At 65.6% G+C, this 6405-nt stretch carries 9 protein-coding genes and 1 pseudogene; 4 read left to right on the top strand and 6 right to left on the bottom strand.

Annotated features, from left to right (window positions below; genetic code table 11):
• The 3 genes and pseudogenes from ACJASC_RS13660 to ACJASC_RS13650 all read right to left on the bottom strand — a co-directional run.
• Positions 1-127 (bottom strand): annotated as a pseudogene (locus ACJASC_RS13660) (electron transfer flavoprotein subunit beta/FixA family protein); the annotation flags it as partial.
• Positions 128-271: 144 nt separating this feature from the next.
• On the bottom strand, positions 272-1249 hold the full coding sequence (locus tag ACJASC_RS13655) for an NAD(P)H-quinone oxidoreductase (protein WP_021695713.1): 978 nt from the start codon (positions 1247-1249) through the stop codon (positions 272-274).
• A complete protein-coding gene (locus ACJASC_RS13650; protein WP_415146510.1) occupies positions 1246-1971 on the bottom strand; it encodes a COQ9 family protein in 726 nt (241 codons plus the stop codon). The genes ACJASC_RS13655 and ACJASC_RS13650 overlap by 4 nt, the downstream gene beginning before the upstream one ends.
• Before the next feature lie 104 nt (positions 1972-2075).
• Here ACJASC_RS13650 and rpsU point away from each other — a divergent pair, with 104 nt between their 5' ends.
• Both rpsU and ACJASC_RS13640 read left to right on the top strand, forming a co-directional pair.
• Positions 2076-2282 carry a 30S ribosomal protein S21 gene (gene rpsU, locus ACJASC_RS13645; protein ID WP_007255353.1) on the top strand — a complete coding sequence of 69 codons (207 nt, stop codon included), beginning with the start codon at positions 2076-2078 and terminating at the stop codon, positions 2280-2282.
• A 161-nt stretch (positions 2283-2443) separates the two neighbouring features.
• Positions 2444-2974: a peroxiredoxin-like family protein gene (locus tag ACJASC_RS13640; RefSeq protein WP_415146509.1), complete on the top strand. Its 531-nt coding sequence runs from the start codon at positions 2444-2446 to the stop codon at positions 2972-2974.
• Between the two features lie 58 nt (positions 2975-3032).
• Here ACJASC_RS13640 and ACJASC_RS13635 read toward each other — a convergent pair whose 3' ends face one another.
• Complete coding sequence (locus ACJASC_RS13635; protein WP_045320496.1) at positions 3033-3521, bottom strand: Lrp/AsnC family transcriptional regulator; 489 nt, start codon at positions 3519-3521, stop codon at positions 3033-3035.
• A gap of 101 nt (positions 3522-3622) precedes the next feature.
• On the opposite strand from ACJASC_RS13635, the gene ald reads away from it, so the two are divergent.
• Together ald and ACJASC_RS13625 are read left to right on the top strand one after the other, a co-directional pair.
• Positions 3623-4741, top strand: coding sequence for an alanine dehydrogenase (ald, locus tag ACJASC_RS13630; RefSeq protein WP_021695717.1), 1119 nt, complete (start codon positions 3623-3625; stop codon positions 4739-4741).
• A gap of 75 nt (positions 4742-4816) precedes the next feature.
• Positions 4817-5269 (top strand): ferritin-like domain-containing protein, encoded by a 453-nt coding sequence (locus tag ACJASC_RS13625; RefSeq protein WP_415146508.1) that lies wholly within the window; start codon positions 4817-4819, stop codon positions 5267-5269.
• 66 nt (positions 5270-5335) lie between these two features.
• Here the strand turns inward: ACJASC_RS13625 and ACJASC_RS13620 are convergent, their stop codons facing one another.
• Positions 5336-5869 (bottom strand): FMN-dependent NADH-azoreductase, encoded by a 534-nt coding sequence (locus tag ACJASC_RS13620; protein WP_415146507.1) that lies wholly within the window; start codon positions 5867-5869, stop codon positions 5336-5338.
• Positions 5870-5964: 95 nt separating this feature from the next.
• Complete coding sequence (gene mscL, locus ACJASC_RS13615; RefSeq protein ID WP_021693615.1) at positions 5965-6402, bottom strand: large conductance mechanosensitive channel protein MscL; 438 nt, start codon at positions 6400-6402, stop codon at positions 5965-5967.
• Positions 6403-6405: the final 3 nt, after the last annotated feature.

The raw sequence follows: 6405 nt of genomic DNA, 5'->3' as shown, positions 1-6405 counted from the left end.
CCGCGATCTCGTCGAACGGGTTCATCGACATCTTCACGTTCGCCAGATCGACGCCAGACCCGTCCGACTTCACACGGACCTTCACGTTGTAGTCGATCACCCGCTTCACGGGGACGAGAATCTTCATAACCAGCCTCTGCTTTCAGACGTTTGCCAGATTGGTAACGCGCCCGTTTCGACGGCAACAAGGCCAAACCGACCATTCGGCACCGGGCGACGTCGCGTTACGCGAACGTCAACCTCGTCCGATTTGTCTGGAGCGCAGCCCCGGTCAGCCGACCTGCAACACGATCTTGCCGATATGCGCAGAACTTTCCATCCGCGCATGCGCCGCCGCCGCCTCCGAAAGCAGGTAGCTGCTGTCCATCACCGGGGCGATGTGCCCAGCGTCGAGCAGCGGCCAGACCTTGTCGCGCAGATCGCGGGCGATGGCGGCCTTTGCCGATACCGATTGCGGGCGCAGCGTCGATCCGGTGAGCGTCAGCCGCCGCACCATCAGGGGCGCGAGGTTCAGCCCGACCTTCGGACCTTGCAAGAAGGCGATTTGCACCAGACGCCCGTCATCGGCCAAAGCCTTGATGTTCCGGGCGACATAGTCGCCGCCGACCATGTCGAGGATCAGGTCCGCTCCGCCTTGGGCGCGCATCACTTCCACGAAATCCTCCTCGCGGTAGTTGATCGCCCGCTCCGCGCCGAGCCGCTCGCAAGCAGCGCATTTCTTGGCCGATCCGGCGGTGGCGAAGACCCGCGCGTCGAAATGCCGGGCAAGTTGGATCGCGGTGGTACCGATGCCCGAGGAGCCGCCATGCACCAAAAACCGCTCCCCGCCCTGCAGACCGCCGCGCATGAAGACGTTGGACCAGACGGTGAAATAGGTCTCGGGCAGGCAGGCGGCCTCCTTGAGGCCCATGCCCTTGGGCACCGGTAGGCAATGTTCGGCGGGTGTGGCCACCGCCTGCGCATAGCCGCCGCCGGGGGTGAGCGCACAGACCGCATCTCCTACCGACCATCCCATCACCCCCTCCCCCAGGCCCGCGACATGCCCCGACACTTCGAGCCCCGGCAGATCCGAGGCGTCAGGCGGCGGCGCATAGGCGCCTATACGTTGCAGCGCGTCGGGGCGGTTCACACCGGCGAAGGCCACGTCGATCACCACTTCGCCGGGCTTCGGCTCGGGGCGCGGGCGGGTGGTCAGGACCAGCACATCGGGCCCGCCGGGGCGGGATATCTCGATCACCTGCATGTTCATCGGCGGCTGCTCCAGTGTCCGGGAAGGTCCATGGGGGGTTTGTTGTTCGGCGCGTGCACGCCCGACAACAGCAGCGACAGCGCCCCGGTGAAGGGCCGCAGCAGCACCGAGTTGTTCACCTTGGCCTTGGCGCTCTCGATGCGCATCACGTCGTCGATGCGGCGATCGATGAAGGCCCATGTCGCCTGATGCTCGAGGCTGTCATCGCCGAGCCAGTAGAGCACCACCGAGGCCCAGACGCCCGACAGCGTCGCCCGCTTGGTGTACCAGTTCACATCGTCAGAGGCGTCGCCCAGCGCGGTCCAGACCGAATCGGCGGTGCGCCACAGCAGGCGTGAGCCTTCGGCGGCATGATGCGGCAGCGCGAAAAGGGCCGTGGCGCGGCGCAGCGCCTCCTTGTCGCGCACCGCCTCGATCCGGGCGCGCAGCGCAAAGGCGACGCGGTCGCGGTAGCGCATCTGCCCCAGCTCGGCGGCGCGCACCGTCTCGATCATGGCGCGGTCGCCCGCGTCGTGCAGCGCCACCGCAAGGTCGATCGCGCCGCGTGGACACAGCGCCCGAGCCTGCGGCAAGGTCAGCCCGACGTCGTGGGCAGCGGAGCGAAACGCAGTGTCGGACCAGCCATCGAAGGCAACATGCGACAAGATCGCATCCAGCAGGGCCGCGATCTCTTCCGCCTCGGGCCGCCCGGTCTCCGGCGCATCGGAATGTGGGTTGGTCATCGGTGTCTCCCTTCCACCCCAGCCTAGACAAGCTGCCGGGTCTTTGCTATACGGCCGCTTCCTGCAATCTTGAAACTCCAGCTTAGAAAGGTGGTGAAAACCACATGCAGGTCAGCGTTCGCGACAACAACGTCGATCAGGCCCTCCGGGCTCTGAAGAAGAAGTTGCAGCGCGAGGGTGTGTTCCGCGAGATGAAGCTCAAGCAGCATTTCGAGAAGCCCTCCGAAAAGAAAGCACGCGAGAAGGCCGAGGCCATCCGGCGTCAGCGCAAACTCGCCCGCAAGAAAGCCCAGCGCGAAGGTCTCCTCTGAGATCCTGAAGCCAGGCTTTTGCACGATGAAACCCCCGAGCGACGCTCCGGGGGTTTTTTCGTGTCTCCCACCCGGCCCGCATGACACGACCGCGTGACCGCACCGACCCATATGGGCCGAGGCGCGTTGATGGCCCGAGTTTCAAACAAGACGGAGGCTATATGCCCGGCAAACCGACCCCCGACGCCGCCCTTCCCGAAATTACCCTGCCCCGCCTTGGCGGCGGTGAGCTGACCCTCGGGCGTCCCCTCGAAGGGCGCGACTGGCAGATGGTGGTGGTCTATCGCGGCAAGCATTGCCCGATCTGCCATAAATACGTCTCCGGGCTGGAGCCGCTCTTGTCCAAGTATCACGAGGCCGGGATCGACGTGGTTCTCGTCTCGGCCGACCCCGAGGAAAAGGCCCGCAGCTTCGTCGAGGAAACCGGCACCTCGGCACCCGTGGCCTATGACATGAGCGTCGCGCAGATGCTCGATCTCGGCCTCTATGTGTCCGAGCCGCGCTCCCCGCAGGAGACCGACCGCCCCTTCGCGGAACCGGCGGTCTTCGTGATCAATGGCGAGGGCAAGGTGCATATCGCCGATATCTCCAACGCCCCCTTTGCGCGGCCGGGCCTTGAAGCCCTGCTGAACGGGCTGAAGTTCATTCGCGACAAGGACTACCCGATCCGCGGCACCAAGCTCGCCGCCTGACCGAGATCCGATGCTGCTGCACCGGTAGGCGCCGCTTCCCTCGCGGGGGGCGGCGTTCTCACGTGGGGAGCGCCGTGGTCTGGCGCACGGTGCGCAGCGCGAAGCTCGACTGCATGGTCTGCACGCCGGGCAGCCGGGCAAGGTGGCGGCGGTGGATCTGCGCAAAATCCTCGCTGTCGCGTGCCACGACCTTGAGCAGGTAATCCGCCGTCCCCGCCATCAGGTGACACTCCAGCACGTCGGGGATCCGCGCCACCGCCGCCTCGAAGGCATCGAGCAGCTCGTCGGCCTGCCCCGAGAGCGTGATCTCCACGAAGACGGTCACGGGCCGCCCCATACCGCGCGGATCGAGAAGCGCCACGTAGCCGCGGATCAGCCCCGATTGTTCGAGCGCCCGCACCCGGCGATGGCAGGCCGAGGGCGACAGGTTCACCTTCTCGGAGAGCTGCGCGTTCGACAGCCGCCCGTCGGCCTGCAGCGCGGCGAGGATGGCTCGGTCGATGCGGTCGATCTCACCCAATGCACGATCCTTCGAAGCTGATGCCATTCGACGCAAGAACCTGCGACAACTGGCGAAGATCAGGCCACGATCTCGTCGGCAATTGCAAGAGAGGGATGGCAGCATGGAGGCAACAAGGAGGACGTATCATGCACATCGGTTGCCCCACAGAGATCAAGCCGCAGGAATTCCGCGTCGGCCTCACCCCCAACGCCGCGCGCGAAGCGGTGGGCCATGGCCACAGCGTCACCATGCAGGCCGGTGCCGGGATGGGCGCAGGCTTCACGGATGACGACTACCGCGCCGCTGGCGCGCAGATCGCGGACACCGCCGAGGAGATCTTCGCCAATGCCGAGATGATCGTGAAGGTGAAGGAGCCGCAGGCCATCGAGCGCCGGATGCTGCGCGAGGGGCAAATACTGTTCACCTATCTCCACCTCGCACCCGATCCGGCGCAGACCGAGGATCTCGTGCGCTCGGGCGCCACCTGCATTGCCTATGAGACGGTGACGGACCGTTCGGGCGGCTTGCCGCTTCTGGCGCCGATGTCCGAGGTCGCGGGCCGTCTCGCGCCGCAGGTCGGGGCCTGGACGCTGCAGAAGGCCAATGGCGGGCGCGGCGTGCTCTTGGGCGGCGTGCCGGGCGTGGGCCCGGCCAATGTCGTGGTGATCGGCGGCGGCGTCGTCGGCACGCAGGCCGCGAAGATCGCCGCCGGGATGGGCGCGCGCGTCACCGTGCTCGACAAGTCGCTGCCGCGCATGCGCTATCTCGACGACGTCTATGGCCGCGACTTCCGCACCACCTATGCCAGCGCCGGGGCGACAGCCGAGGCCGTGGTGCAGGCCGACATGGTGATTGGCGCGGTGCTGGTGCCTGGTGCCGCCGCGCCCAAGCTGGTCTCGCGCGAACAGCTCTCGACCATGAAGCCGGGTGCGGCCATCGTCGACGTGGCGATCGATCAGGGCGGCTGCTTCGAAACCTCCAAGGCCACGACGCATGAGGACCCGATCTACGAGGTCGACGGCATCATGCATTACTGCGTCGCCAACATGCCGGGCGCTGTCGCCCGCACCTCGACGTTGGCGCTCGGCAACGCGACCATGCCTTTCGTTCTGGCGATCGCCGACAAGGGCTGGAAGCAGGCCTGCGAGGAAGACGCGCATCTGGCCGAGGGCCTCAACGTGCATGCGGGCCTCATCACCAATCTCGCCGTGGGCGAAGGTCTGGGCCGCGAGGCGATCTCCGCACAGGAGGCGCTTCGCCGCTAGGGTGCGATGCCGCACCGGAACCCCCCGGTGCGGCATCGGTTTTCCCCGGCAACCCCAAATTGCGGAGGAAGACCCATGGTCACCACCATCGGCACATCGAGCGACATGGCCAAGATGGTCGAGAATTTCATTCTTCTCGAGCATGACGCCATCGCCGCCTACGAGACCACGATCGAACGGCTCGAAAGCGCCGCGCACAAGGCCAAGGTCGAGGAATTCCGTCAAGACCACCTGCGCCACCTGCAGGATTTGACAGCGCTTGCGGGCCGCGTTGGCGCGAACGTCCCCGGAGAGGGCGACATGAAGGAGCTGCTGACCACCGGCAAGATCAAGCTCGCCGACATGGTCGGCGGCGACGGTGCGATTCTCAAGGCGATGGCCACCAACGAGATCGACACGATCAGCGCCTATGAGCACGCGGTCGACAACGCCGCCGTGCCCGCCACCGAGAAAGAGCTGTTCCAGCGCGGTCTCGCGGATGAGCGCAAGCACAAGGACTGGATGGATCAGGCTGCTCAGACAGCCTGAAGCTTCCGCCTTCCGATAAAACGGCCGGTGCATCGCACCGGCCGTTTTGCGTTCGGGGGCGGAAGATCAGGCCGCAATGCTCTCGACGAGACCCGGCACCTTGGCACGGGCGTCATTGATCGCCTTGCTGCGCGCCTCCGGCGAGATCGCCACGCCCTCGACCCGCAGCACCGTCACGTCGGTGATGCCGATGAAGCCCAGCACCTGCCGCAGATAAGGCTCGACGAAGTCGGTGGTGCCGTCATGCACGCCGCCCGAGGCATAGACCACGATGGCATGCCGGCCACCGGCGAGGCCTTGCGGACCCTCGGCAGTGTATTGGAACGTCTTACCCGCCACCGCGATGCTGTCGATCCAGGCCTTGAGCTGGTGCGGAATCGCAAAGTTATACATCGGTGCGCCGATCACCAGAGTGTCCGCCGACATCAGCTGCTCGACCGGGTCGCCGTCAAAGGCGGCCTCGGTTTCGGCATCGGCGAGATCGCGGCGCAGAACGGTCTGATCGCCCTTGGCGGTCAGTTCGGCCACGATGGCCGCCGTGAGATCGCGCGAAACCGAATTCTCGCCGAGAATGGAGCTGTCGATGTGCAGGATGGTCATGTGGAAGCGTCCTTGGTTGGAGATGCACCCTACGTAAGGGCGTACCCTCTTCCAGGGAACTCCGCATCCGCGCACATCGCTTGCATGATTTTGGCTCAGGCGCTTCGTGTCTTCAGCAATTCGCGGATATCGGTGAGCAACTCCTCCTGCGTCGGTCCTTTCGGCGCCGCGGGCACCGGCTCGCCCTTTTCGACGGCGGCGTCCTTGATCCGGTTCACGCCCTTGACCAGCAGGAACACCACCCAGGCAATGATCAGGAAGTTGATGCAGGCGGTCAAAAAGGCGCCATAGGCGAAGATCGCGGCCCCGCTTTCGCGCGCCAGTTCCAGAGAGGTGCCGGAGGCCACGTCGCCCGAGAGCACGACATACATCGAGGTGAAGTCGATGCCGCCGAGGATCAGGCCGATCACCGGGTTAATCAGATCGTTCACGAGGCTCTGGACAATGGCAGTGAAGGCCGCGCCGATGATGATGCCGACCGCGAGGTCCATCACGTTGCCCTTGGCGATGAAGTTGCGAAATTCCTTGATCATCGG

Source organism: Limimaricola cinnabarinus (genome assembly GCF_047631075.1).
Lineage (GTDB): Bacteria > Pseudomonadota > Alphaproteobacteria > Rhodobacterales > Rhodobacteraceae > Limimaricola > Limimaricola cinnabarinus.
This window is presented reverse-complemented; position numbering and strand designations above follow the sequence as displayed.